We start from the raw sequence: 23,083 nt of genomic DNA on the forward strand, positions 1-23,083 counted from the left end.
CCCACCGGCTGTTGTGTTAAACGGTTGGATTTAAAGACACTCGCGAGCTGGTTGCTCTCTTCATATGTGAACAGCACTCGACCAGCCATCCATTACGATGTGCGGCGTTGTATGCGCCTCGACAGCAGCGAAGCCAATCTTTCTTGGTTGAGAAGTAAGAGGCGCTGCCCTTACAGATTTTCAGTGTCCATTTGGCGCGAGCAGAGCGCATATGCTGGCAACACTTTTTCATCCATCCATTACGGTGTGCTGCGAAGTAAGCGCCACTGCAGCCTTCTTGCCATGCGGTTCGAGTCTTGAATTCAGAAGCACTTTTGATGCAGGCATCGAGTGTCCATTTCTTTTGCGTTCTCGGCGCACCCATGTGAGCGCAGCAGTGCTCCAACCAACCTCGGTTTCGTGCCGCTTGATACGCACTTTTGCACGCGCTGATCCACTCGGTCCGGGTCCGAAACGCTCGAGCGCTTTTGAGGCACGCCGCGAAGTCCCATTTCAGTTCGATGGGCTTCATGTGAGTGCAGCATTCGTCTAGCCAACCATTACGATTTGCTGCGTTATAAGCACCGCTGCAACCGCGTTGCCAATCAGAACGGGTATTGTACTTCTTGGCATTTTTCGCGCAGTTTTCAAAGGTCCATTTTTTACCTGTACGAGAGGGAAGCATGTGAGCGCAGCAATCTTCTACCCAGCCATTTTTACGAGCTGCATGGTAGGCGCTTTTGCACGCTTGGTTCCACTCAGAGCGGGTTTTATATCGAGCGGCGCTGCGTACGCATTTTTCGTAGGTCCACTTAACGCCAACGCGTTGCATGTGGGCACAGCATTGGTCTAGCCAACCGTTACGATAAGCAGCACTATAAGCCGCTTTACTCCCTTCGCTCCATGCGGTGCGGGTTTTGTATTGTGCTGCGCTTCGTTTGCACAGTTCGAGATTCCATTTCCCCCGTTTTTTGGGTAGGTCCATAAGATTCATAAGCGCACCTCTTCGAACGTATTCAGAATAAGGTTGAAAAGCCGTTTCCCTAAATGATGTCCTACCACGCTTTCTATGAAGCTTGCTCGTGGCGGTAGGTGAAAATACTGGTTGGATATATGTACGGATTTTTAAGGCTTTGAGGTCAATTTAAGAGAGAAGTATCGGTGGGAAAAACAAACCCCGCAGCTAGGCGGGGTTTGATATTGAGCTTAGAAACGAGTATTACGCCAGTTTGAATGTCGCTACTTTCGAGTTGAGGTCTTCAGCTTGTGATTTCAGCTCAGAAGATTGGTTCATGGATTCTTCTGCACCAATCACCAAGTGATCGGTCACGTCTTTGATGGACGTAACATTCTGCGTGATCTCGTTGGTCACGTGCGTTTGCTCTTCTGCTGCTGTAGCGATTTGTGTCGCCATGTCGCTGATCAATGCAACCGCTGAATTGATTTCATCCAACGCTTGCGAAGCACGGTCGGCATCTTCTACCGAACCCATCGCCAGTTCTGAACTGCGTTCCATCAAGGTCACAGCGCGTTGAGTGGTGCGTTGCAGCGTTTCGATGGTGGATTTGATCTCTTCTGTTGAAGTGTGTGTACGTTGCGATAGTACGCGAACTTCATCAGCCACGACTGCAAATCCACGACCTTGTTCACCAGCGCGTGCCGCTTCGATTGCCGCGTTCAACGCAAGTAGGTTGGTTTGTTCAGCAATATCACGGATGGTCGACAGCACGGTGTTGATGTCTTGTGCGTGTTGGTTTAGTTCACTAATAACACCACTTGCTTGGTTCACTTCAGAAGACAAGTTGTTGATCGAGTCTTTCGTGTTTACCACAAGTGAGTGACCGTTTTGTGTGCTTACTGATGAATCTTGCGCTACTTTCGCTGTTTGTTCAGCGTGAGAGGCGATCTCTTGAGTTGCAGACGCCATTTCTGTCACTGCCGTTGCCACAAGCGTGATTTCTTGTTGCTGGTGGTTTAGCTCATCAACTGATTGGTTTGCACGCTTAGTGCTTAGCTCAGACTGTTGGTTTAGGTCTTCGGCTTGATGACGAATATGACCAATAAGCTGCTGAAGGCTCGTAACGAACTGGTTGAAGTTCTCTGCCAGTTCACCTACCTCATCGCGGTTTTCTACTTTGATGCGTTGAGTTAAGTCACCACTGCCGTTAGCGATTTGCGACAGTGCATGAGAGACGTTGTAAAGCGGGCGGAACAGGATGTTACACAGCAAGTTAAACAACGCCACACAGATGATCACAACGATAGCCGTCGCGATAATTTGTCCCCAAACGGCATCGTAAAGTGGTGCAACAAGTGAGTCGCTATCCAGAACGGTTACTGTGGTTAGCTTGGTACCGTCGATGGCTTTTGCGTAAACCACAAAGTCTTTACCCTGAATAGACACAGTTCGATCCTGACCAGATCTTGCTGCCGCAACGATGTCATTGTTGCTCAAACCAAGCTTGCTCACAGGTTGATTAAGCAGTTTGCTGTCGTTGTGAGTGAAGATGTTGCCTTGGTCGTTCGCAATGAACATGTAGCCTTCGCCCGGTAAAATTACTTGGTTTAGGCTGTTTAGGATATCGCCGATTTCTACGTCAGCACCTAATACTGAGGTTTGACCGTGAAGCTGTATCGCTTTACCCAAAGACACCACGTTTGCGCCTGTTGCGGCGGCAACCGTTGGGTTATCCATAAAGACTTTGGATGGATTAGCAATGGCATTGGTGTACCAACCCCATTTGCGTGGGTCATCGTTACCTGGCGGTAGAACAACGCCGTTTGCGTTATCTTGTGAACCGTCTGGGTAAGCTAAGAAGACGTTATCAAACTTGGCAGAATCGCGAACTTGTTTTAGGTGCGTCACGATTGCCGATTTTTTAGCGTCTTGTGATAGTGAAGTCAGTGCTCGTTCTTTGGATAGAATCCAGTCACTTACATATTGGTTGTAAGATGCGCTTGTGCTTTCTAAACGCTGTGCAACTTCAACGTCAAGTCGTTGCAAAGAGTCACGGAAAGACAGCCCCTCTACCAACACTCCCCCGAGGATGATGGCAGCGCTGGCAGAGATCGCCAGCTTGTTCTTCAAAGATAAGTTCTTAAACATATAGATATGATTGGCTCTTTATTATTTATAAAAATTTGTATTTCGCGCCGATATTATATTTTAGTGTTCAAAATAAATACCGATCTGTGTCGCGTATTTGATTCATACTCATGCTAATGCACACATTTTGTTCAAATTGTTTTGCTTTTTTGCGCTAACTTGTTTATTAGCAAACCGTTATTTACATCTTTGTAAATGATTCTTGTTTTTATAAAGTGTGATCAAAGTCTTACTATAAGGGCGTATATTGCATATTAAATATCAAGCATATGACGTGATCGATATATTGCCTCAATTATTCATTGTTAGGGACAATAGTTATGCGTAGCACGTTGTTATTACCCGCATTATTACTGTCAGGGTGCGCTCTGACTCCCCAATCAACACCTCTCCAAGCCGATACAAATTGGCATGTCGACCAACTTGCCAATGGGATGAAGTACCACATCTATCCGACTCAAGACGAAGAAGTCTCAGTACGTTTGATGATGAATGTCGGCTCTTTCCAAGAGGACGCCAGCCAAAAAGGCTACGCTCATTTTATTGAGCACATGGCGTTCAATGGCAGTACGCACTTTTCTGGCAATGATGTTGTAAAGCTGTTTGAAGCATCAGGCGGCAGCTTTGGTGCAGATATTAATGCCACGACAACCTATCAGCAGACGACGTACAAATTGGATCTCGCCAATCCAGACAAGCTGAATGAGGCGCTAACGTGGATGCGTGACATCGGTGATGGCATTCAATTTGACCCAACGCAGGTAGAAAAAGAGAAAGGCGTGATTTTGGGAGAGTGGCGACGTTCTCGTCCGGATGATAAGCCGCTGTCTTTCACTGCGTACGAAGCCACAATTGAGGGGACGCCTTACGCAGAGCACGATCCAATTGGTACGCGTAGCTCGATTGAAAATACATCATCACCCGCTTTAAAGCGCTTTTATGACAAGTGGTATCAGCCGCAATACGCAGAGTTGATCATCACAGGTAATGTTGATGTGGACTCGATCGCTAAGATTATCGAGAAAAAATTCTCAAACTGGGAGAGCACGTCTGACGTTGTGGTTGAGAAGCGACGTGATATTCGTGCGAATAACGCCAATCGCATTCTGCCAAGCAGCCAAATGGAATCGCCAAGTCTGCATCTGATCATCGACCGTGATTCTGTGATGCGCCAAACCTTGGCTCAACAACATAGCGCATGGCAAGACGAAGTCAGTGCTCAGCTTATCCAGCAACGTTTGCTTGCGGTGTTAAATGATGCGGCGGAATCTTTCCAATACGCGTATGCACAGCCTTACACGTCCAACTACCACAGTGTCATGTCTGCCGGTGTTTCTTTTGCGCCAGAGCGTCGTGACAATATTCAGAAAATCTTCCTAAATACGCTAACGTCTTTACGCGACTACGGAGTGACACAACAAGAGCTTGATGGTGTGATGTCTGGTTGGTATGGCGAGCTATCTAACCTTGATTCAGATTGGTCGAAACGTAAGCCAGCAGGTTATGCCGAAGCGCGTACTTACCAGTTAGAAATCAATTCGGTAAGCCAATCGAAGCAAGGGTATGAGCAAAGCTTGTCGAGCTTTATCGACAGTAACACATTAGATCATGCCAATGATGAACTGAAAGCGCTGTTGTCTGAACCAGCAAACTTTGTAATTGGACTGGGTAAAAACGAAGACAAAGCACAGTTTTCAGGTCAATTTGCAGCCTTGAGCGCCGCATATGCACAAGCTGGTGAGAAGCCATTGGACATGTATGCGCAGACGGATGGTTTTATTCAACCAACCAAAGAAGGCACGATCACTAAAATGCGTGAAGAGAAGGGTGGATTCCAAGTTTACACTCTATCGAACGGCATTGAGGTGTGGTTCCAAAAAGACGAGAAAGCAGCCAATCGCGCATACGTTTATTTAGCAAGCCAAGGTGGTAAAGCGGCGTTAGATAAGTCGTTGTACCCTGCCTTTGATGTGGCAACGATGGCAGCTGCACGCAGTGGCTTGGGTGGTTTTTCTGGTTCTGAGCTCGACAGCTACTTGCGTAAAACGGACATTTCACTGTTTCCTATTTTGGGTGCAACCAATCATGGTGTAGAAGTGATCGCACCAAAAGCACACCTTGCGAGTGCGCTAAATGGTTTGTACAACATCATGACGGAAATTAAAGTCGACGAGCGTCAACTTGCCGCTGTGAAACGCGAGTTTGTTCAACAGCGTCGAGCATTCTTTGAATCACCAATGGGTAAGTGGGTCAAAGCGGCAAATGAAAACGCTTACCTGCCGAACAGTCGCCAAGTTCTGTTAGCTGCAGATGGGGTTAAGGATGTCACACCAGAGGAAGTTTTCGCTTTGCATGAGACATTGTTTAACCACAACCGCGGTTACAAGATGGTGATGGTTGCAGACATCGACCCAGAGCAGATCACGCCGTTATTGCGTAAGTACGTTGCATCGATTGATCTAAAACCAAGTGAAGCTGTGGACTACCACATCGATTTTAATCCTAATGCGCAAAAACGCTTGGTAATGGCAGAAGGGCACGAGCCATCGTCGTTGTATTTATTACGTTTAACGAACGGCAATGAACAGCCAAGAACGGCGCAAGAAACGGTTGTTATTGACATACTTCAACGCATTGCGGCAGCACGAGTGACTGATCAATTACGTGAAGAGGCAAGTTTGGATTACAGCCCAAGCATTTACCCAATCACGCAAGATGAAGAGATGGTGTCTGACTGGTTCTTTGAATCTCAAATCGATCCGAAAGACGTGAGTAAAATGGATGCGCAGCTTGGCAACATCATCGATGATTTGGCAACGAACATTACTCAAAAAGAAGTCGATATTGCGAAGAAACAGTTGGTGGTTGCAATGAAAGACATCGACGACAGTCCGGGTCAACGCAGTTGGGCATACACGCGTTACCTTGTTCATGACTATGGACTGGATGTATTGCTTGATATCGACAAAGCGGCGCAAAGTGTCACTTTAGAAGAAGTCAAAGCGTTGGCAAAACGTGCCTTCGGTAACAAAGCGAAACGCACGACGATCATCCTCAATCCAAAATCATAATTTGCAAAGGGCGACTCCATGGTCGCCCTTTTTATTTTTGAATGCCGCCGTATTCAGTCAGTTTTGCTCATTGGCGGCAGACTCTTGCGCTTTAATCTTCTGCTTGTAAGCTTTTGCTGCCTCTTTACGCGCCGCATCTAAATCAGCACGACGCACGGTCACCTTCATGCCCGGCATGGGTTTTACCTTACACGCGTAGCGAGGCTGGCCATCCACTTCTACTTTACAAACATGACAGCAGCCTTTGATGCGTCTGTTCTTTAAACACGGTGCGGCAATATTCACTCTGACCTTACGAGCAATATCAACAAGGTTCTGGTCATCCGGTGAAATAGCGATTTTATGGGTATCAATCTCGATGATTGCGGGTTTAAAGGTAAACATAAGCTCTTAAATTAGGGTTAAACAATGATTATATCCAAGTGACTTCGAGATACAGGATTCAGAGCGCTGTCATTGATTCCCTATTTACCGAAAGCAAGTAAGGAAAACAACGCAGCGGAATAGCCAGCTCTTTCCAAGTCATTCTCGCTGAACCTAGCATCCCGAGGTTACTTGGGTATAAGACCAATGATCACGAGAAAAGACGACGCAGTTATTGGAATTGTACAAGGTTCCTTCGGGCTTCAATCGAAAATCATTTTTGTGAAGGAATGCCTCATATTTACTAGGTACAGGAAACCATGTGGTATCGATTGAGTCTCATCTAATTCCAAATAGCAGTAAATGAAGGTTCCCCCAATGAAACGCTACCTATTGTCGACGATTCTACTACTAAGCAGCGCGAATGTATTCGCAGAATCCGCACCAGCGCAGCCTGTTGCACCAAAACCATTTGGTTTAGAGAGTATGACTGCGGAGCAGCAAGCAAAAATTGAAGACATCCAGATTAAGCTCAGCAGCGAATTAGCGGGCAAACAAGATCCTAAAGCGGCTCAAGAGAGTGCAAAACAATTCGAGAAGCTGGTTAAAGCATCATCCTTTGATGAAGCAAAAGCAAAACAGCTGATTCAGCAAGCAAATGCAAAACAGTTGGACAAACAACTTGCTCAACTTAAAGCGCAGCACGATATCTACAATGTGCTTACTGACGAACAGAAAGCAACGCTTGAGAAGCGCCAGCAAGAGCAGTTGAAAAAGTTTGAGTCAATCAAACAAAGCGCTCAATAAACACTCAGCTTAAACTCGTCACAGAACGAAAAAGACTCCCAAGCGGGAGTCTTTTTATGTATTTGTCTGCGATGAAAGGAACGATCGCACTCTGATACTTAATCGTTTTTCTCTTTGCCGTAAACGCGAACGCCCGCCTTTGAGCCTTCTGAGTTACCGTAAACTTCGATATGTTTTACGCAGCGACGGTAACCAAAGTAACGCCAATCTGTCATTTTGTCTTTATCAAGGTCACGATGGAAACGAATGGTTTTTTCGTCACCATTTTGGAATCGTACAACCACTTTTCGTAGTTCGATATCTTTCTCTGCTTTCACTTTGATCGCGTTGGTATTGCGGCAAACAATCATCGGGATTTTTGCTGCTAGGTTACCGTGCTCAAGCAAAATGGTACGACCCAAAGTGAATTTATCGTCCGCATGAGCAGGCGCGATAAGTGTTGTTGCAGCGAGTGCTGCCGTGATAATAGCGGTATAAATTCTCATTAAAATAATCACCAAAACACAGGAGCGCGAATCATAGTCGAGAGAAATGAAAATCTACTAGCGATATTTTTGCATGTAGATGAAGTTTCACAATCCGCTGACTTTGCCCGAATAAAAGTACTGGCTTCTCTTCTACCAAGTGCGAATCCGTTATCGAGGCTGTGTTCGTAACGATATGAAGGAGTGGGAGAGGTGATGAAGAGGATAAACAAAAAAGAGCACTTAAATGTGCTCTTTTGGTTTGTTATTAAGCGCTTTTAACCGCCTGTGGCTTATCGGCTTTTGCGGCGCCTTTTACTGCTGTGGATTTGTCTTTTAACGTCACCACTTCTTTTTCTGGTAGCTCTGCTGCCTCACCGAAGAACTTACCGCCCGGTTCGATGCTCAAGTTGTTGCTCCAGATCTTGCCGCTAACACGACCTTTTGCGAGCACTTGAATGTGCTCTGCATGGAAGTTGCCATCAAGGACGCCATTGATGACAAGTTGCTTCGCATAAACGTCGCCTTTGATGCGACCACTTTCTGCGACCACAAGGGTGCCTTCGACGTGCAATTGACCTTCAACAATACCATCAATCTGGATGTCGCTTTCTACTTTGAGTTCTCCGCTAACAGTACAGCCTTTGGCGATGAGAGTTGAAGCTGTTGGGCTACTCGTTGTTCCACGGTTTTGATTAAAGATTCCCATCGTATTCTTCGCTCCTTGGTAAAGATGTCTTCAAAATCATTGAGGTTCCAATCGACAAATGGCCTCGGGTTTAGGGCTCGTCCGACAAAACGCACTTCATAATGAAGGTGGGGACCAGAAGAGAGCCCACTGTTGCCGGAGATTGCAATGAGTTGTCCTTTTTTGACGAACTCACCGGTTTTGACTTTGAACCCTGTTAAGTGCGAGTAAGAGCTCGAAAAGCCGAATGAATGTTGTAAACGTAAGAAGTTACCCGAGCCTTTTTTACTGCGTCGAGTAACTTCAACAACGCCATCTGCTGGCGCGTAAATCTTGGTTCCAGTGTTTACGGCAAAGTCCAATCCTCGGTGCATCTTGACTTGCTTTGTAACGGGATGGACGCGTTTACCAAAACCAGAAGAAAAACGTGCCTTTCCTACTGGCGAGCCGTTAGGGATCTGATTAAGCATTGCCATACGTACATGTGAGGTAATGGCTGCGGTATCTAGTCGCGCATCCAAACTATCGCTGGAGGACTCTTTGGCAACACCAAGCACTTTTTCTAACTCACCTAAGCGTTCAGAAACGAGTTGAACGCGTTCTTCTCGTTCAGAGAGATCGTTCTCTAACTCGGATTTAAGATTTTTTAAATCATCGAGTTCTTGCCCGATACTACGCGAACGTTCGGTCAGTTCTGCCTGTTTAAGAACCGCATCATCCACTTGTGAGTAGAGGTGGTTTATCAAAATTGCAGTCGCCGCTAACGCCAGTACAAACACCACTACGCCAGTTTTAAAGTTGCGTTGCATGGTTTTACTGAAGTACCAATGCTTGGAACCGTTAATGGTGGAGATTGAAATCGTTAGCTGGTCTTTCATTGCGCTTAATTAGGTGTAGCTCTGCCGTTTATTTGTTGAAAAGCAAGACTTTAAGGAAAAGGTGCGTCGGCTTCTACTGATTATGTTGATGAAAATGTCAGATCGTGATCTGTTTTCACACAATCAATAAAAGTTAGGGGGTAGATTTAATCTTATCGCCGCTTTGGTCAGTGAGATAAGGGGAGCTTATCCTTTCGATTGAGTAAATTACCAATAGTATGATTGAGCAATTTAACTCACTTCACGTTTTATCTTATAAATGTTGGATATTTTAGTAATTTAGCATTTGGGAAATTGATAAGTCTGGTTGGGTGTTTATGATGGCGTTGCACGCGAATAAACGCCTGAAACAAAAAATGAAATTTTTCATCTTGTTAAAGCGTTCATTGAAGGCTTAATGCTCTCTCAAACCAGCTAGTTGGTTTGGGGAAATATAACCAAGACAACGGAGTTGGTCGTGAAAAAATTATTATTAGCTACTGCAGTGGTCGCAGCAGTTGGTGGTGCCGCTTATGTGTACCAAAACAACCTTGCCCAAGGTGAATCTTCAAACTCGCTACTCACGCAAGTTCCGGCAGATACACTTGTTCTGACTTACCAAACAGAACCATTCAATCATTACGAATACATGACTGCTTTCGGTGGAACACAACAGCCGCCTCTTGCTGATCTGTTCGTAGAAGAAGAGTTGACTCCAGGTCTCGAGTTTGCGGTTAACTTCTTCGATGCTTATGTTGCGGCATCTTCTTCACCTGAAAGTCTCAAATCTTTCCTAGGTACTGGCGATATGGTAAGCCCAATTATCTATACGCTTGGTTTTGTTCCAGTTTATAAGATGCAGCTTGAGACTCCTGCATCACTATGGAAAAGCTTAGATGAGCAAGAAAAATTAGCCGGCATTCAACACGAGAGCGTGAAATTGGATACGGTTGAGTTTCGTCGCTATGAGCTAACAGACTCACAAGATCCGCAAATGGGTGTTGGTCTTGCTGTGGGCGTAGTGAACAACGTGCTGACGGTGACGTTGGATATTCCTGAGCTAGGTGCTGAGAACCCGCTTAAGATGGCATTTGGTCTAGAATCGCCAAAGAACAACATTGCGGATTCTGGTCGCTTGGAAGCGCTGAAAGCGAAATACGGTGCGAACAACAACTCGTTTGGCTTGGTTGATTTTCGTGAAGTCATCAAAGGTTTCACTACGACGGATGGTAACCGCCTTGCTCGCCAACTAAACACGGCGGGTTCTGATCCAATGTTGGATGAACTTCGCACGCCAGCGTGTCATACCGAGTTTACTCAGATCGCAGAAAACTGGCCGCAAATGGTGGTATTTGGTGAATACTCAGTCCAAGACAGCAAGGCGCGCATTAATGGTAGCTTAGTCGTTGAATCGAAAAACCAAGTGATTTTGGAAGCACTGCAATCAATGCGTGGTGTACTCGCGGAATCAAACGGCGAGAAGAGTATGTTCAGTGTAGCGCTGGGCTTGGATGTTGCTACGCTTGCACCAGCAATTGGTAAGATCTGGACCGATCTAACTACGCCTCAATACCAATGTTCAATTTTAACCAAAGCACAGCAAGATATGCGTGGTCAAAATCCAGCTCCAGCAATCAGCATGGGTGCAGGTATGGCGAATGGTCTGAAAGGCTTGAGCATGGAAATGTTCGGTCTTGATGTAGACATGAGCGGTCAATACGGTCCTGAGCTTGGTCAGCTAGACGCAATCTTCTCGATCTCTGCGGACGATCCAAACATGTTGCTGCAAACCGCGCAGATGTTTGTGCCTGAACTTGCTCAAATCCAAATCCAACCGGATAACCAACCTGTGAATATTGGTGGTTTGTTAGAACCGTACGCTGGCAAGCCAATTGATGTGTTTGCTCGTCTGAATGACAGTCACTTGACGCTTTACAGCGGTGATGCAGCAGCATCTGCAAGTGACAAGGTGATGGCACAATCGCTAACAGCGAATGGTCTATTGAGCTTCACTCTGGATTCAGAGCGTGTATTGGAAGTGATGGAAACGGCATCTGAAGTTTCTGGCGAACCAGTTCCAGAAGATCTGATGATGAGCCTTCAAGGTCAACTTGTTGGTGGTATGGCGGTGGATGTAACCAAAGATGGCATCACGTTCGACTTTGATTACACCGGTTCAACGAAACCACAAGTGAAGGTAGCGCAGCAATAAGCGTGATTCACTGGCTTCAATCTCGAAGCTTTTTTTCATAATCAAAAGGCGACCTCAGTGTCGCCTTTTTTTGTTTTTCTCAATATACGAACTTCAATTCTCTCCCTTTCATTCAAAAGTGGGCACCAAATAAGATCAATAAAAATCAGTGGGATGGATCTTTCTTCTTTATAAATGATCAAATGTATCTTTACTAAAACTGTACGGTACAGTACAGTTTGTGAAAATCATTAAGTTGGGTTTCAAAAATGAAGAAGAAAGTCATTGCGTTGTCGCTTGTTATTGGTTCGTTGTTCGCTGCAGGTTGTGCGTTATACCAACCTAATACGGTGACTACCGATAACGCTTATGTTCACTCGGATGTGACGGCGATTTCTCCGGAAGTCGGTGGGCAGGTAAGCCAACTTTTTGTCGAAGATAACCAGTGGGTAAGCAAAGGTGCGCCACTGTTTTCGATTGATGATGAAGATTTCATTGCCAATCAAGAAATCGCGAAGTCGGCGTTAGATGTCGCAAAAGCAGCGCTGACCGCAAACCAAACCAAAACTGAGATGCAGTTGGTAAAGATCGAGCAAGCGAAGCAGGGCATTCACAGTGCGAGTGCAAACGCGGAACATCAAGCGGCGGAGTTCAAACGTCTGTCTCGTTTGGTACAAAAGCAGTCGGTGAGTAAGAACCAATTTGAAGCGCAAAGAACGCGTTCTATTGAAGCGAACAGCAGCCTTGAAACTGCCAAGCTAGCGCTAGCCGCTGAACAGAAGCAGCTTGACGCGCTCGTGACAGAAAAGATGCAGCTAACCGCGCAACGCAAACAAGCCGAAGCGAACTTGAGACTAGTGAATATCGCCCTTGAGCGAACCATCGTTCGAGCGCCTTTTGATGGCTATGTGGCAGACAGACAAGTGCAAGTGGGTAAGTTTGTTCAACCGGGCATGGGGTTGATTGTGATGGTACCGGATTACGTGTGGATTGAGGCAAACTTCAAAGAGACTCAATTGGAAAACGTTGAACAAGGGCAAGACGTGGAAGTGGTGTTAGACATGTTCCCTGATCATCCATTGCATGGTCGTGTAACTTCCATAACCCCAGCAACAGGCGCGCAGTTTAGTTTACTGCCACCGCAAAATGCGACTGGTAATTTCGTGAAAGTAGTTCAGCGTGTGCCAGTGCGTATCGAGTTGGATATTCCACAAGAGCTGAAACAGCGCATTTACCCTGGCTTGTCGGCTGAAGTGTCGATTGAGACCGCAACGCAAGGTTAATCGCCATGAAAACACGTTCACCATTGCTGATTTTTGCGCTGTTCGCCATTGCGGCTTTTGGGATCAATTCAGTGATGTTTACTGAGTTGTCCCACGAGATGGCAGCCACATCCGGTTTGTCTGCAGATGAAGTCGAGTTAGTGAAAATCGGCTTTATGATTACTCAAGTGTTGGGGTTTATGTTTACCCCTATCTTGGTGCGTAAGCTTGGTACGTCATTGCCATTGCATTCCGCATTGCTGGTGGGTTTGGGAACAAACGTTGCGCTCTATTGGGTAGGTCAGCATGCGTTGTTGTTTACGCTAACTTGGTTAGTAAGTGGCTTTTTCATGAGCATGTTATTGGTGGTGGTGAACCTTTATCTACTCAATACTTTTGAGCAACGTTGGTTGCCTGCGATTATTGCGCTGATACTGATCTTCTCAACACTGTTACCAATGGGCGCTTACCCGTGGTTGGTGGCTGAGATTGTTGAAGAGTTTGATTGGTCGTTTCTGAATGTTGCCTCGGCTTGGTTGTACTTTTCAGCTCTAGTAATGATCGGTGTATACAAACCTCAGGCGATTGAGATTGAAGCTAAGCCAAAATCATCAGCTTCAGTTTACTTCGTACTCGCGCTAACGATGAGTTTGGTGGTGTTCCTACTCATGCGCGGCAGTTACTACAACTGGTTGGATTCAGACTGGTTTGTACAGGTTTCTTCTGTCGCTGCAGCACTGGTTTTGTTGGTGGTGTATCAGTTGGTGAAAACGCGCCATTTGGATACTGCGTCGATGCAATTGCACGGCAAGTTAAAGACTAACGTGTTTATGTACAACGCCTTTCTTGCAGGCTTTGCCGTGATGGCAAGTACGGTGCTGTTTGCTAACTTCCTAAAAATGGCGATGCACTATAACAGCCTCAATGCGGGCTATGCGCAGTTGCCATCGTTTTACGCCATGTTGGTCGGCATGCTGGTAAGTGTATTGGTGTATTACTTCCGCCGTCCGCTGGCGGATGCTGTGGTGCCTTTTGGCGTGCTGATGATTCTACTGTCGGTGCATGAGTTCAGCCAATTACCAAGCTTTGTTGGTACAGAGTCACTACCCATCCCAATGCTGCTGCGCGGTTTTGGTGTTGGCTTGTTGAACGTGTCGGTGACGATTGCGGTGTTGATGTATTTCCAAGTAGGGCAGCGCTTAGAAGGCATTGCTAACTTCTATCTGTTCCGAACCATGGGCGGGGTGATTGGCGGAGCGTTTTTCTCTCGTGTGATTCAAAACCACAGCGCGCAAGCATCGGGCGAAATCGGTCGTACTCTGGATGGTTCTAATCACGTATTCGTAGCTTACGAGCAGGCGTTGAGCGGCGCGATTCTAACTCATGGTCGCTTACCTAATCCGGCGCTCGGCATGAGCCAGATTAGTGCCGTTGTGAAGGAGCAAGCAACGACATTGGCGCTGAGTAATTCGTTGGTGATGTTTATTGTGTCTATTTTTGCGCTTGCGCCAATCTTGTTGATTGGTAAGAAGCTAGCCGCAAAACAAGAAGCGCACTGAGGTTAGGTAAACAGAACAAATAGCCAGCCAAACAACTCGGTAACTAAGCCGTAAAAGAACAAAGGGAGCCAATGTGCTCCCTTTGTTTTTTAGTTTTGAGGTTCTTAGCGCTGATAAAGTTTAAGGAACGCCGTCACCGCTTTTTGTGTGTGCGAATCCAATTCTTCATCGCTTAAGAAATCAAAGCCCATCAGTGCCATGTTCTGGTAATCCATTTTGATCAGCGCGAGTAGCTGCCCGCAGGCTAAATCGGCATCATCGATGTTAAGTTGCTGGCTGATGGTGTCGGTTTTTAGAAACTCAATTAAGTATTGGTGAATACGCTGCGGTCCGGTTTGCCAAAACTGATTTGGAACCGAGTCGTGTTTATTAAAATCAGCAGACACGATGCGATAAAGCGATAAGATTGGGTTAGAGCAAATGCCACGTAGATACTTTTTAGCGAAGTCTTCTAAGGTTTCTCTTAGTGGTTCATTCTGTTTATCGGCAAGTTGGAAAACGGATTCCAGGCTGATCTTGGTGTTATGCGCGAGCACTTCAACAAACAACCCTTCTTTATTGGAAAAGTAACGATACAGGGTCTGTTTTGAACCTCCACAAATTGAAACGATTTGATCGAGTGACGTGTCCTTGTAACCCTGTTCAATAAACAGTTCGGTCGCGACTTCGATGATTCGAGTTCTTTTCTTTTCAGTAGATGCGCGCATAACTAAATCAGCCTAAATAAAACTGTTCAGTACAGTATCATTATTGCTGCCGAGACACACCGCTTTTCCGCGTTTAATGCTTCTTCATTGACCAAAATTAAAAAAGGCGACACGAGGTCGCCTTTGAAATCAAATTGGTTACGTTAACGTCGGTAGTACAACGAAATACGGTTGCCGTTAATCTCTTGCACGATAAATGGAATCTCATAAATATCGCTCAGCACTTCGGCATCAATCACTTCTTCAACTAAGCCCGCTTTAATGACTTCCCCGAGCTTCATCGCCACAATGTGGTCAGAGTAACAAGACGCAAAGTTGATGTCGTGAATTACGATTACTACAGCTTTGTTCTTCATTTCCGCAAGCTTACGTAGCGTACTCATGATGTCGACGGAGTGTTTAATGTCGAGGTTATTCAGCGGCTCATCCAAGAAGATGTAGTCGGTATCTTGTGCCACCACCATAGCAATAAATGCCATTTGACGTTGCCCGCCCGACAGTTGGTCGATAAAGCGATCTTTCAAATGGTCGATTTCCAGATGTTGCATTGATTCATCAATGATGCGGTGATCTTCTTCTGTCAGACGACCTTGCGAGTACGGGAAGCGACCAAACGCCACCAAGTCACGCACCGTAAAGCGCATGTTGATGTTGTTTGATTGGCGCAGCACTGATAGGCGCTTTGCCAAGTCTTCGGTGTTCCATTGGTCAAGCGGCTTATCACCAATCACGACACTACCAGCATCGCTTTCTGTTAGTCGGCTCGCCATAGATAGCAGGGTACTTTTACCCGCGCCGTTAGGACCAATAATGCTGGTTACTTTACCAAGTGGAAAAAGGGCATCGGCGTTTTTTACCACGTATTTTTCGTTGTATTTTTTGCTAAGACCTTGAATACGGATCATGTGATAAGCCCTTAATCGAATTTGTTTTTCATAAGCAGAAGCAAGAAGTAGCCGCCGCCGATAAAGTTGATAATAACGCTGATGGTGGTGTCGAAATCGAACAGGTTTTCAACCACCCATTGACCGCCTGACAGCAGCACAACCGACAAGACTGAACTCGCCACAATCAATAAGCGATGCTGGTAGCCAGTGAAGATTTGGCGAGTCAGAGCCACGACAATCAGACCAAAGAACAAGATTGGACCAATCAATGCGGTCGAGATAGACACCATCAAAGTGATGATGAACATGACTTGCATGGTCAGTTTGTGGGTATCCACACCGAGGCTTTTCGCGTTATCGACACCAAGCCACATTACGTCTAATTTGTGGGCAATACGCATTAGGTACGCGCCACACAGCAGCATCGGAACTACACACCAGTACACCAATTCACTGTTGATATTGTTGAAGCTCGCGAACATGGAACTTTGGATGAAGGTGAACTCATCTGGGTCGGTGATCATGGTGAAGAAACCAGTGACACTGTTGAACAAGCTACTCAACACGATACCAATCAACAAAAGGGTGAAGATATTGCGCTGACGACCACGAAAGTAGAAGCTGAACAAAGTCATCGCACACACAATCATGATGCCAGTCGACAACACGAAGTTGAGTTTGCTGTTGATGACCAAAGCACTCAAGCCCCCAAACATCACCACAAGCAGCACTTGAATCATCACGTACATGGAATCGAAACCCAGAATCGAAGGGGTGAGGATTCGGTTGTTGGTGATGGTCTGGAAAATCAATGACGAAGACGCAATCGCCATTGCTGCCAAGACAATCGCCAGTACTTTCGGGATGCGGCGTGACAAGAAGAACTGGTAGTTATCTGGCGTTAAGCCCTTGCCGATGAACACCGCACAAATCAAAACCGCCGCGATTGCCAGCAGCGTTACTTTCATAGAATCACGCATTCGATTTGTCTCTCAGAACTAGGTAAATGAAGATTGAGCCACCCAAGATGCTGATGATCATCGAAATTGGAATCTCGTAAGGGAAGATGATGAGGCGACCGAGGATGTCGCAAGTAAGCACCAAAATCACACCTGCGTATGCGGTCCAAGGCAAGTTACGACGCATGTTGTCACCAATGAACAGTGACACAAGGTTTGGCACGATAAGCCCAAGAAACGGAATCATACCGACGATCATCACCACCGATGACGACAGCACAGCCACAAGGATGACACCGACCAAAACAATGCGTTGGTAGTTCAAACCAATGTTCTTAGCAAAGCTTTCACCCACACTTGCCGCGCTAAAGCGGTTAGCGTAAGCGTAAGCCAGAACCGAGACCGGAAGAGCGAGATATAAGAACTCGTAGTTACCACGCAATACCGAGGCGAAGTTAGCCACAGTCCAAGAACCAAGAGTCTGCACTAGGTCGTACTTGTAGGCAATAAAGGTGGTCATGGATGACACCACGTTGCCATACATGATGCCGATCAGCGGGACGAGTACGGTGTTCTTAAACTTCAAACGTTGCAAGAAGCGCACGAAGATCACCGTACCAATCACAGAAAACGCGAAGATGGTGACCAGGTGAACCCAACTGCTCATGTCTGCAAACAGAATCAGCGCGACGATGTAGCCGAACATTGCCCAATCGACCGTACCGGTGGTGGATGGGGCAGCAAAGCGGTTTTGCACGATCTGCTGCATGATCAAACCAGCGATACTCAAGCCTGCTCCGGCTAAGACGATGGCAAGCAAGCGGGGTAAGCGACTAACCAGCAAGATGTTCAAACTGTGGCTGTCACCAGCCAAAATCTGCGAGAGTGAAACGTTCGCCACCCCAACCAACAAAGAGGCGCAGGCGAGTACGACGAGCAATAAAAAAGCCAAGATATGATGTAATTTCATGGTGTATTTATAGGGTGATAAAAACAACAATGACCTTTCGCACCGTGAAGCGGGAAAGGTCATCTTTTAGAGTGAGCAGGAACCGAAACTGTCAGTTAGCAATGACTTGGTTCAGCTCTTTAATCATGGTTTGCGTCGATTGGTAGCCACCTGCGGTTAAGTACCAAGCTGCTGGGTCCATAAACAGCACGCGGTTGTTTTTCGCCGCTGGTGTCGACTTCACGAGATCGTTGTCGAACAACTGTTTTGCTTTACCACTGCTCTGACCGATGGCTTGTTCGCGGTCAAGGATAAGCAGTACTTCAGGTTGGGCATCAGCGATGTATTCGAATGAAATCAAGTTGCCGTGAGTGCGTGGTACAGATTTCACGTTCTCAGAAGTCGAAGTCGCGAAGCCTGCTTCTTCATACACGAATGAGAAACGGCTATTGGTGCCAAACATCGCCAAGCTGTTACCACTGTTTGAGACCGTCAGTGCGCGTCGTGGTTGTTCTTCTACTTTTGCGTGAAGATGGTCGATTTGCTCTTGAACGCCTTCAATCAACTGCTCAGCTTGTTCTTCTTTGTCGAAGATGTCACCCAGCGTGCGCCAGTGTTCTTGGGTTGTTTTCCAGTAGTCGGTGGTGTCGATACGGAACATATAAGTTGGTGCGATGTCGCTCAGATCTTTATAGATATCTGCCATGCGACCTTCTGCGATGATCAGGTCTGGCTTGAGCATAAACAGCGTCTCGAAGTTCACTTCTTTTACGCTACCCGTATTCACAAACGAGTCGATTTGGAATTTTTCTAGTGATTTTGGCAGCAGCGTCTTTGGCATGCCGACGGGTGTTACGCCCAAAGCATCGATGTAGTCTAAACTGCCGTAGCCTAGAACAACGACGCGTTGTGGAACGCCATCAATGTCTACTGTGCCCAAGCTGTGTTGGTAGATTTTAGCCATTGCCCCGATAGGAGCCAATGCAAGCAGCAAAGCTCCCGTTGCTACGCGAAGAGAAGTTTTACCCAACATAATGATTTCCAAAAGGTGCGATGCAATCTCGCATTAGTGCCTTAAAAAACAAATAGTGCTTTAAAAAATAGAGCGCGAGATTAGTCGTAAAGCGGTATAACTAATTTGATTAAAATCAAATAAGAATGATTATTGATTGCAGACACATTAGCAGATAGTCTATATGCAGCAACAGAATTAGCGGAATAGTGAGTATTCAAAAAATGAATTTAGCTCAAGTCGACTTGAACTTATTGTTTATTCTCAAACACCTACTTGAAGAGAAGCATGTTTCCAACACAGCGGTATCGCTCAATATGAGCCAACCGTCGGTGAGCCGCTCTTTACAAAAACTCAGAAACTTGTTCAACGATGAGCTGTTAGTACGCACTGCACACGGCTACGAATTGACCCCAAAAGCCGAAGTGATCAAGCAAGATTTGAACACCGTTTTAACCGGGCTAGAAAAGCTGATGTACGGTCAGTCATTTGTACCTGAAAAGAGTAACGGGACGATCCGTTTTTACGGCTTGGTTCCACAGGTAATTTTCTTACTGCCACCGATTGTTTCGCGTATCCGTGAAGAAGCGCCGAACATGATTGTCGATATCGACTCCATCCCGAAGCGCCATTTCGATGCACTGATTGCAGGGGATGTACATTTTGTGCTCTCAACCGCCGAGCCGCCTAGCTCTGAGCAGAATTTGTACCGCATGAAAATTGCCAATCGCGACTACCGATTCCTGATGAGCGAAACCCATCCGCTTGCGCATGTTGAAGAGCTGACGGTAGAGATGCTGCTCGATTGCAATTTCGGTCAAATCTCACTTCAAGGAGGCAAAACGCTGTCGATTTATCATCGTTTTGTCGAGCTTGGTGTGGTGGATAAAAAGCGTCAATTATCGATTCCTGTCCAGCTTTCAAACTTCAATGCTGCACCAGCGATCGCAGAACAAACAGATGTGATTTTTCACTTGCCAACGCCCTTTGCGGAAGATGCTTGTCAAGGCAGAAAATTGATTACTAAAACCGTACCGAAAGCGATTCGAATGGACAGTGAATCGGTCTATTTGTACTGGCATAAGCGCTATCATAACGACCCGATGTGTAATTGGGTTAAGTCATTATTTAAAGAAATATATGGCTCAACTGAGAGTGAATGGTAAAGGAATTCATTATTCACATTTGACATAATCGTAATAACTTCGGCAAATGCTCGGTTGCTTGTCTTCGTTAAATAAAGGCTATTTAATGCGAACCATTATCATTATAAGTTCCATTAAAGTTTATAGGTTTTTACCATGTCGAAGACGACTCCGTTTGCGCCAAAACCATTAGCAGTGGTGATCGGTGCGCTATGCACTTCTTTTTCTGTCTTTGCTGATACAACGCCAATCGAAGCTGATGAGCAGCTTGTTGTAACAGCAACTCGTACCCAGATGGAGCTGAAAGACGCACCAGCTTCTATGTCGGTGATCACCGCTGAAGATATCGAAAACGATCCGGGCATCACGCTGGCAGACATCGTGTCTAATGCAACCAGCGTGGAGTCAGACTTCGACAGCACACGTGCCGGTCGTCAGCAAATTTCTATCCGTGGTATGGATTCTAAGTACACATTGATCATGGTAAATGGTCGTCGCATGAGTTCAGCAAGTGCGATTGTACGTGGTAACGACTTTGATCTTTCTGCGATCCCAATGGATTCAATTGAGCGAGTAGAGATCATCCGTGGTCCTATGTCGGCGCTTTATGGTTCAGACGGCATGGGCGGTACGATTAACATTATCACCAAGTCGCCAGACAACGATTGGAGCTCACAGCTTAGCCTAGATAACACATCGCCGAATGATGGCAATGGCGGTCAAGAATACACCGTAGGTTTGACTACATCTGGCGCTCTGATTGACGACACACTATTTGCTCGTTTTTCGGTTTCTCAAACTAGCCGCAATGCATGGCAGCCGTACACAGGAATTAAGAGCGTGAAAGGTCAAGATTACGACCGTTCAGAAATTACTGCTCTTGAAGGTCGTGACAGTTTAGCGATGTTCGGTACACTTTCTTGGCATTTGGCTGATAACCAATTCATCGATTTAGATCTTGGTTACAGCGATGATGAACGTGATACGGCGGCTGAAAGTGCAACGACTGTGCTTTACTCTGAATCTCGCGTTAAACGTAACAGCCAAGCGTTATCGCACACTGGGTTTTGGTCTTGGGGTGATACGCAAGTTCGTTACTCACGTGAAAACGTAGAGAACATTGAAGCGGCAAACGATGGTGCTGATTCAATTGAAGAGCTGACACAAATCTTTGAGGCGTCAGCAACGACTTATCTAGGTGAAAGCCACACAGTAACCTTTGGTGTGGATTACCAAACTAGCCAACTTACGAACCCTGAGCATATTAAGGGCAACAAAGCAGAGGCATACCAAGGTGCCGTATTCGTTCAAGACCAATGGGAAATGACCGATACGTTGACGGCAACGGTTGGTGGTCGTTTGGATAAGCACGAACACTACGGTGAAGAGTTCAGTCCGCGTGTGTACCTAGTACATCAAACAACGGATGATTTGGTATTGAAAGGTGGTGTGGGTAAAGCGTTTAAAGCACCAACCATGACGCAAAACCATCCAGACTTCTCGATGAACAGCTGTAAGGGCAACTGTAACATCGTAGGTAACGAAGATCTGGAAGCAGAAACCAGCGTTAACTATGAGTTCTCGGCATTGTACAGCGGTCGTAACTGGAACCTAGAAGGTGCGGTATTCCGTAACGAAATCGAAAACCTGATCGAACAAACGGATATCTTCTGTGAAGTGGGTACATGGTCGAGTGCGGTGATGAGCTGTATCGATGACAATGGTGACCCTATCGATCGTGAGTTGTCTAACCCGTACAAATCTTACCAAAACGTATCAAAAGCGGTAATTCAAGGTGTGGAGCTGACCGGTAGCATTCAGTTTACCGAGCAATGGGCGATGTCAGGTAACTACACTTATCTGGATACTGAAGATAAGTCGACAGGTGAAGAGTTGAACGAGCGTTACAAGCACTCTGCGTTTGCACGATTAAACTGGTACCCAACTCAAGATTTGAATCTGTTTGCTAGCGCGCGCTACCGTGGTGAGCGTAAGATTGATTCAGAGTTAACTCAAGATGCTTACACCACAATGGATCTAGGCACGGTTTATCATGTGAGCGATGCGCTGCGTATTCGTGCGGGTATCACTAACCTGACTGACGAACGTGTATCTAAAGAACTAGAGAACATCGGCTATGTAGAAGCGCCACGTACTTACTACGTTGGTATGACGGCAGACTTCTAAGCTCTGGTGAGACACTGATTTGAACACATGGCGTTGCAGTATACTCTGCAACGCCTTTTTTGCTTTTAGGGATGAATGGGGAAAGGCAATGCTACAAACTTCTTGGTTATTTTGGGCGCTTATGTCAGCTGTGTTCGCAGCGATGACTGCAGTATTGACCAAACTGGGTGTCGCCAATATCAACTCAGACTTGGCGACCTTTATTCGTACCTGCGTCATCCTTGTTTTAGTCGGTTTGATTGCTTACGCGACTAAGCAATTCAGTGCCATAGGTGAGATCTCGACCAAAGGTATGGTGTTTTTGGTGTTGTCGGGCTTAGCAACCGGCGCATCATGGCTGTGTTACTTTCGCGCTATGTCATTGGGGCAAGCTTCTCAAGTTGCACCTATCGACAAGCTGAGTGTGGTGTTAGTTGCGATCTTCAGTGTGGTTTTGCTGGGAGAGAAGCTCAGTATGGTTAACTGGATGGGGATTGGCTTGATCACCGCTGGCGTGATTTTGGTAAGCCTGCAAAGTTCTTAGTTGAAACCTCCAACATGGTTTGAAAATAACAGCGCCTACTTTGTTTAAGTGGGCGTTTTATTTTGATTTTCCAAGTATAAAACTGTCCAACTCATTACCCAACAGAGACACAGCGCGGACGGCGTTGTATATACCCAAGTAACCTCGAGATGCTAGGTTCAGCGAGAATGACTTGGTTTGTAGACGCGGCGACGATTTAAAGATCTAGTCACTCTAAATCAAGAATCGGCAACAAAGTATACAAGCCAAGACAGCTCGCCCTTCGGGAGCGTGTCATTGCCCCGCTTTCTGCGTCAAACAACTTGGAAAGAGCTGGCTATTACGCTGTGTTGTTTTCCTTGAACTCGAATCAATGACAACGCTCTGA

At 46.2% G+C, this 23,083-nt stretch carries 19 protein-coding genes; 8 read left to right on the plus strand and 11 right to left on the minus strand.

The window, feature by feature from the left end:
- Nucleotides 1-16 precede the first annotated feature (16 nt).
- Both ABMY42_RS14780 and ABMY42_RS14785 read right to left on the minus strand, forming a co-directional pair.
- A complete protein-coding gene (locus ABMY42_RS14780) occupies nt 17-973 on the minus strand; it encodes a hypothetical protein (protein ID WP_349266482.1) in 957 nt (318 codons plus the stop codon).
- A 225-nt stretch (nt 974-1,198) separates the two neighbouring features.
- Nucleotides 1,199-3,085, minus strand: a complete 1,887-nt coding sequence (locus ABMY42_RS14785; protein WP_349266483.1) for a methyl-accepting chemotaxis protein — start codon at nt 3,083-3,085, stop codon at nt 1,199-1,201.
- A 320-nt stretch (nt 3,086-3,405) separates the two neighbouring features.
- Between ABMY42_RS14785 and ABMY42_RS14790 the strand changes: the two genes are divergently transcribed.
- Nucleotides 3,406-6,156 carry an insulinase family protein gene (locus tag ABMY42_RS14790; protein ID WP_349266484.1) on the plus strand — a complete coding sequence of 917 codons (2,751 nt, stop codon included), beginning with the start codon at nt 3,406-3,408 and terminating at the stop codon, nt 6,154-6,156.
- A 57-nt stretch (nt 6,157-6,213) separates the two neighbouring features.
- Here the strand turns inward: ABMY42_RS14790 and ABMY42_RS14795 are convergent, their stop codons facing one another.
- The gene (locus ABMY42_RS14795; RefSeq protein ID WP_069217896.1) at nt 6,214-6,540 is read right to left on the minus strand and encodes a 2Fe-2S iron-sulfur cluster-binding protein; all 327 of its coding nucleotides are present in this window, start codon (nt 6,538-6,540) and stop codon (nt 6,214-6,216) included.
- Between the two features lie 357 nt (nt 6,541-6,897).
- Here ABMY42_RS14795 and ABMY42_RS14800 point away from each other — a divergent pair, with 357 nt between their 5' ends.
- Entirely contained in the window at nt 6,898-7,326 is a 429-nt protein-coding gene (locus ABMY42_RS14800; protein WP_005449638.1) for a Spy/CpxP family protein refolding chaperone, read from the plus strand.
- Between the two features lie 98 nt (nt 7,327-7,424).
- On the opposite strand, the gene ABMY42_RS14805 is transcribed toward ABMY42_RS14800, so the two are convergent.
- The 3 genes from ABMY42_RS14805 to ABMY42_RS14815 all read right to left on the minus strand — a co-directional run bounded on the left by ABMY42_RS14805 (nt 7,425) and on the right by ABMY42_RS14815 (nt 9,356).
- Nucleotides 7,425-7,811 carry a DUF2541 family protein gene (locus tag ABMY42_RS14805; protein ID WP_005449637.1) on the minus strand — a complete coding sequence of 129 codons (387 nt, stop codon included), beginning with the start codon at nt 7,809-7,811 and terminating at the stop codon, nt 7,425-7,427.
- A 247-nt stretch (nt 7,812-8,058) separates the two neighbouring features.
- The gene (locus ABMY42_RS14810; RefSeq protein ID WP_074051870.1) at nt 8,059-8,499 is read right to left on the minus strand and encodes a polymer-forming cytoskeletal protein; all 441 of its coding nucleotides are present in this window, start codon (nt 8,497-8,499) and stop codon (nt 8,059-8,061) included.
- Entirely contained in the window at nt 8,403-9,356 is a 954-nt protein-coding gene (locus ABMY42_RS14815) for a peptidoglycan DD-metalloendopeptidase family protein (RefSeq protein ID WP_005449635.1), read from the minus strand. Before ABMY42_RS14815 ends, ABMY42_RS14810 begins: the two co-directional genes overlap by 97 nt.
- A 457-nt stretch (nt 9,357-9,813) precedes the next feature.
- Here ABMY42_RS14815 and ABMY42_RS14820 point away from each other — a divergent pair, with 457 nt between their 5' ends.
- From ABMY42_RS14820 to ABMY42_RS14830, 3 genes are all read left to right on the plus strand, one after another.
- Complete coding sequence (locus ABMY42_RS14820; RefSeq protein WP_349266485.1) at nt 9,814-11,547, plus strand: hypothetical protein; 1,734 nt, start codon at nt 9,814-9,816, stop codon at nt 11,545-11,547.
- 248 nt (nt 11,548-11,795) lie between these two features.
- Nucleotides 11,796-12,809 carry an HlyD family secretion protein gene (locus tag ABMY42_RS14825; protein WP_349266486.1) on the plus strand — a complete coding sequence of 338 codons (1,014 nt, stop codon included), beginning with the start codon at nt 11,796-11,798 and terminating at the stop codon, nt 12,807-12,809.
- Nucleotides 12,810-12,814: 5 nt separating this feature from the next.
- The gene (locus ABMY42_RS14830; protein WP_349266487.1) at nt 12,815-14,347 is read left to right on the plus strand and encodes an MFS transporter; all 1,533 of its coding nucleotides are present in this window, start codon (nt 12,815-12,817) and stop codon (nt 14,345-14,347) included.
- Nucleotides 14,348-14,451: 104 nt separating this feature from the next.
- On the opposite strand, the gene ABMY42_RS14835 is transcribed toward ABMY42_RS14830, so the two are convergent.
- From ABMY42_RS14835 to ABMY42_RS14855, 5 genes are all read right to left on the minus strand, one after another.
- Entirely contained in the window at nt 14,452-15,054 is a 603-nt protein-coding gene (locus tag ABMY42_RS14835) for a TetR/AcrR family transcriptional regulator (RefSeq protein WP_029788701.1), read from the minus strand.
- 143 nt (nt 15,055-15,197) lie between these two features.
- Entirely contained in the window at nt 15,198-15,959 is a 762-nt protein-coding gene (locus ABMY42_RS14840) for an ATP-binding cassette domain-containing protein (protein WP_005449633.1), read from the minus strand.
- An 11-nt stretch (nt 15,960-15,970) separates the two neighbouring features.
- Nucleotides 15,971-16,921, minus strand: a complete 951-nt coding sequence (locus ABMY42_RS14845) for an iron chelate uptake ABC transporter family permease subunit (RefSeq protein ID WP_009695905.1) — start codon at nt 16,919-16,921, stop codon at nt 15,971-15,973.
- Nucleotides 16,914-17,870, minus strand: a complete 957-nt coding sequence (locus ABMY42_RS14850) for an iron chelate uptake ABC transporter family permease subunit (RefSeq protein WP_017189870.1) — start codon at nt 17,868-17,870, stop codon at nt 16,914-16,916. The genes ABMY42_RS14845 and ABMY42_RS14850 overlap by 8 nt, the downstream gene beginning before the upstream one ends.
- Before the next feature lie 91 nt (nt 17,871-17,961).
- On the minus strand, nt 17,962-18,882 hold the full coding sequence (locus ABMY42_RS14855) for a siderophore ABC transporter substrate-binding protein (RefSeq protein ID WP_349266488.1): 921 nt from the start codon (nt 18,880-18,882) through the stop codon (nt 17,962-17,964).
- A gap of 203 nt (nt 18,883-19,085) precedes the next feature.
- On the opposite strand from ABMY42_RS14855, the gene ABMY42_RS14860 reads away from it, so the two are divergent.
- The 3 genes from ABMY42_RS14860 (at nt 19,086) to ABMY42_RS14870 (ending at nt 22,716) form a co-directional block, all read left to right on the plus strand.
- Nucleotides 19,086-20,027: a LysR family transcriptional regulator gene (locus ABMY42_RS14860; RefSeq protein ID WP_005429183.1), complete on the plus strand. Its 942-nt coding sequence runs from the start codon at nt 19,086-19,088 to the stop codon at nt 20,025-20,027.
- A gap of 135 nt (nt 20,028-20,162) precedes the next feature.
- Entirely contained in the window at nt 20,163-22,193 is a 2,031-nt protein-coding gene (locus tag ABMY42_RS14865; protein WP_009695903.1) for a TonB-dependent receptor, read from the plus strand.
- An 88-nt stretch (nt 22,194-22,281) separates the two neighbouring features.
- Nucleotides 22,282-22,716 carry an EamA family transporter gene (locus ABMY42_RS14870; RefSeq protein WP_005449610.1) on the plus strand — a complete coding sequence of 145 codons (435 nt, stop codon included), beginning with the start codon at nt 22,282-22,284 and terminating at the stop codon, nt 22,714-22,716.
- The last annotated feature ends 367 nt before the right edge of the window (nt 22,717-23,083 follow it).

It is taken from the genome of Vibrio sp. SSH13-20, from assembly GCF_040104475.1.
GTDB classification, from domain to species: Bacteria; Pseudomonadota; Gammaproteobacteria; order Enterobacterales; family Vibrionaceae; genus Vibrio; species Vibrio harveyi.

Coding starts and splice junctions, on each gene's coding strand:
- ABMY42_RS14860 (WP_005429183.1), top strand. CDS start 19,086: ATGAATTTAGCTCAAGTCGACTTGAACTTATTGTTTATTCTCAAACAC.
- ABMY42_RS14840 (WP_005449633.1), bottom strand. CDS start 15,959: ATGATCCGTATTCAAGGTCTTAGCAAAAAATACAACGAAAAATACGTG.
- ABMY42_RS14795 (WP_069217896.1), bottom strand. CDS start 6,540: ATGTTTACCTTTAAACCCGCAATCATCGAGATTGATACCCATAAAATC.
- ABMY42_RS14865 (WP_009695903.1), top strand. CDS start 20,163: ATGTCGAAGACGACTCCGTTTGCGCCAAAACCATTAGCAGTGGTGATC.
- ABMY42_RS14790 (WP_349266484.1), top strand. CDS start 3,406: ATGCGTAGCACGTTGTTATTACCCGCATTATTACTGTCAGGGTGCGCT.
- ABMY42_RS14825 (WP_349266486.1), top strand. CDS start 11,796: ATGAAGAAGAAAGTCATTGCGTTGTCGCTTGTTATTGGTTCGTTGTTC.
- ABMY42_RS14780 (WP_349266482.1), bottom strand. CDS start 973: ATGAATCTTATGGACCTACCCAAAAAACGGGGGAAATGGAATCTCGAA.
- ABMY42_RS14845 (WP_009695905.1), bottom strand. CDS start 16,921: ATGCGTGATTCTATGAAAGTAACGCTGCTGGCAATCGCGGCGGTTTTG.
- ABMY42_RS14785 (WP_349266483.1), bottom strand. CDS start 3,085: ATGTTTAAGAACTTATCTTTGAAGAACAAGCTGGCGATCTCTGCCAGC.
- ABMY42_RS14815 (WP_005449635.1), bottom strand. CDS start 9,356: ATGAAAGACCAGCTAACGATTTCAATCTCCACCATTAACGGTTCCAAG.
- ABMY42_RS14835 (WP_029788701.1), bottom strand. CDS start 15,054: ATGCGCGCATCTACTGAAAAGAAAAGAACTCGAATCATCGAAGTCGCG.
- ABMY42_RS14805 (WP_005449637.1), bottom strand. CDS start 7,811: ATGAGAATTTATACCGCTATTATCACGGCAGCACTCGCTGCAACAACA.
- ABMY42_RS14810 (WP_074051870.1), bottom strand. CDS start 8,499: ATGGGAATCTTTAATCAAAACCGTGGAACAACGAGTAGCCCAACAGCT.
- ABMY42_RS14830 (WP_349266487.1), top strand. CDS start 12,815: ATGAAAACACGTTCACCATTGCTGATTTTTGCGCTGTTCGCCATTGCG.
- ABMY42_RS14850 (WP_017189870.1), bottom strand. CDS start 17,870: ATGAAATTACATCATATCTTGGCTTTTTTATTGCTCGTCGTACTCGCC.
- ABMY42_RS14870 (WP_005449610.1), top strand. CDS start 22,282: ATGCTACAAACTTCTTGGTTATTTTGGGCGCTTATGTCAGCTGTGTTC.
- ABMY42_RS14855 (WP_349266488.1), bottom strand. CDS start 18,882: ATGTTGGGTAAAACTTCTCTTCGCGTAGCAACGGGAGCTTTGCTGCTT.
- ABMY42_RS14800 (WP_005449638.1), top strand. CDS start 6,898: ATGAAACGCTACCTATTGTCGACGATTCTACTACTAAGCAGCGCGAAT.